This window comes from Oribacterium sp. (assembly GCF_057249185.1).
In genome coordinates this window covers 1-2,114 of record NZ_DBHIGR010000246.1, presented here as the reverse complement: position 1 = coordinate 2,114, position 2,114 = coordinate 1, and the positions used below count along the sequence as shown (strand labels likewise).

Below are 2,114 nucleotides of genomic sequence, written 5' to 3'. Positions count from 1 at the left end.
GATGGTTAGTAAAATTACAACGAAGCCGGATAAAAGGCGGGTATCTCTGAAAAGGATGAAATCACGGATTCCGCCGACAGTACAAAGTCTTGCCTTCTGTGCCAAAGCACCTACAACAAATGCCACGGCAAAGGATGCAAAAATTGGAGCATGCTTTGCCCCCGGTCCCTCTGTACTTAAGAAAAAAATAGCAGGAACGGTGATAAATAGCAGGAACAAGAGGGAGAAAAGTCCGGGAAGCACCAGTCCTTCAGCAGGGGCAACCGGATATGCACGATTCAAGGAAAAGCCCTTTTGCAGGAAGAGAATACCGATGAAAATTCCGATAACGAATCCAACAAGTCCGGTAATGGCATTAAAGTCTCCGCCGCCAAGACGGATGACCATTCTTAAGGGGCAACCTAAGAAGGCAAGAGCACCAATCACGATTACGATTCCTAAAAGAAATCGGGTAGCGGGGGAGGAACCTGCCTTTGGCTTCCATTCCTTCTGGACAAAAGAAAGGGCAAATGCGCCCAAAACGATTCCTATAATTTCCGGACGCACATACTGTACCTTAGCGGCCTGATGTAAGCCGATTGCTCCGGCTAAATCTCGTAAGAAGCAAGCAATACAGAATCCCATGTTGGCGGGATTTCCCATCTTGGTCAGAATTAACGCGGCAAGGCCTGTGGCTAAGCCGGCCAGTAGGATACTGGCATCAGTGAATTTGCTTTTCATGTTTTTCTCCTTTGATGTAAATGTGTGTTGTGAAAATGCATCCCTTTTGGGGAGATTAGGAAAGAATTTCCTGAATAGCCAGTAGAGTCCGGTCGATTTCTTCCATCCTGTTAAAGAAGCCGAAGGAAAAGCGTACAGTTCCGCTTTCTTCCGTGCCAAAACATTGATGTGCCATTGGCGCACAGTGCAAGCCCTGACGGGTCATGATGCCATACCGGCTTGCCAATCTGTTACAAATTAAAGCATTGTCCATAGTGCAAAAATCAATGCTGAGCACACCGCTGTTTTCTCGTCCCTCCTTTCCCGGTATTCGTATCAAATTCTTTCCTTGTATTTCATAGAGACCTTCCAAAAATCTCTGATGAAGCATATTGGTATGAGCTTGGATTTCCTTCACCCCGGTTTCTTCGATAAACTGCAGGGCTTTTTCCAGTCCGTAGATTCCCGGAATATTGGGGGTGCCCGGCTCGAATTTGTCCGGCATGAAGTTTGGCATAGTTAAACTTTCCGATACACTTCCGGTGCCTCCAAAGAGATGAGGGGGAAGCTTTTTTGCAAAATCCTCTCGAAGCAAGGTAAGACCGATGCCTTGAGGTCCCAGTAAACCCTTGTGCCCCGGAAGAACAAGGGCAGAAAGATTCATTTTCTCAAAATCAATGGGGATGTGTCCTCCGCTTTGGGAAGCGTCCAAAATCAGATCAATGCCCTTTTCTTTACAAATTTTTCCGATAGCTTCCACCGGAAAAATCTCTCCGCTTACATTGGAGGCATGAAGCATGATTACTGCCTTGGTATCCGGACGAATCAGCTTTTCCAGCGGGCTGAAATCTCCGTTTAAAGCTAAATCATAGGGGAATGTACTTAGAGAAATGGGATGATTCTTTCTTTGCAAAAGCATCTCCAAAGGTCTTCGTACTGCATTGTGTTCTAAGGGACTGATAATCACGTGTCCTCCCTCTTGAAAGAGGGGCATAATCAGCATATTCAAGCCAATGCTGGCTCCCGGAGTAATAATTACATGGCTGGGATCCTGAAAGGCAAAAAGCTTACAAGCCCTTTCTCGGAGACGAATGGCGAGATTTCCCACTTCCATAGCCTTTCCATAGCTTCCCCGGTTCATACTGGCACCGATATTGTCGATATAGTTTGCCATAGCCATACCTACTCCCGGAGCTTTGGGGTAGGAGGTGGCTCCCTGGTCTAAATAAATCTCTTTCATTTGCTTTTTTCTGTGTTTCCTTTCGTTATTGTATTTTCTCTTGTCTTTATATTTTCGTTTGTTACTATATTTGCCTTAGGGATAAGCTAAGCAAATATTCGGAGTATTCTTTTATTTTTCCAGAGATATCTCTTTGAATCCCCTAAACATATATAGAGAATTGGAATAAATTGAT

At 44.9% G+C, this 2,114-nt stretch carries 2 protein-coding genes; both read right to left on the bottom strand.

Annotated elements, in window-relative coordinates; translation table 11 throughout:
• A partial coding sequence (yedE, locus tag ACO4PX_RS10015) for a YedE family putative selenium transporter (protein ID WP_485572559.1) occupies window positions 1–720 on the bottom strand: 720 nt, incomplete at its 3' end.
• Window positions 721–775: 55 nt separating this feature from the next.
• On the bottom strand, window positions 776–1,939 hold the full coding sequence (locus ACO4PX_RS10010) for an aminotransferase class V-fold PLP-dependent enzyme (protein ID WP_485572557.1): 1,164 nt from the start codon (window positions 1,937–1,939) through the stop codon (window positions 776–778).
• Window positions 1,940–2,114: the final 175 nt, after the last annotated feature.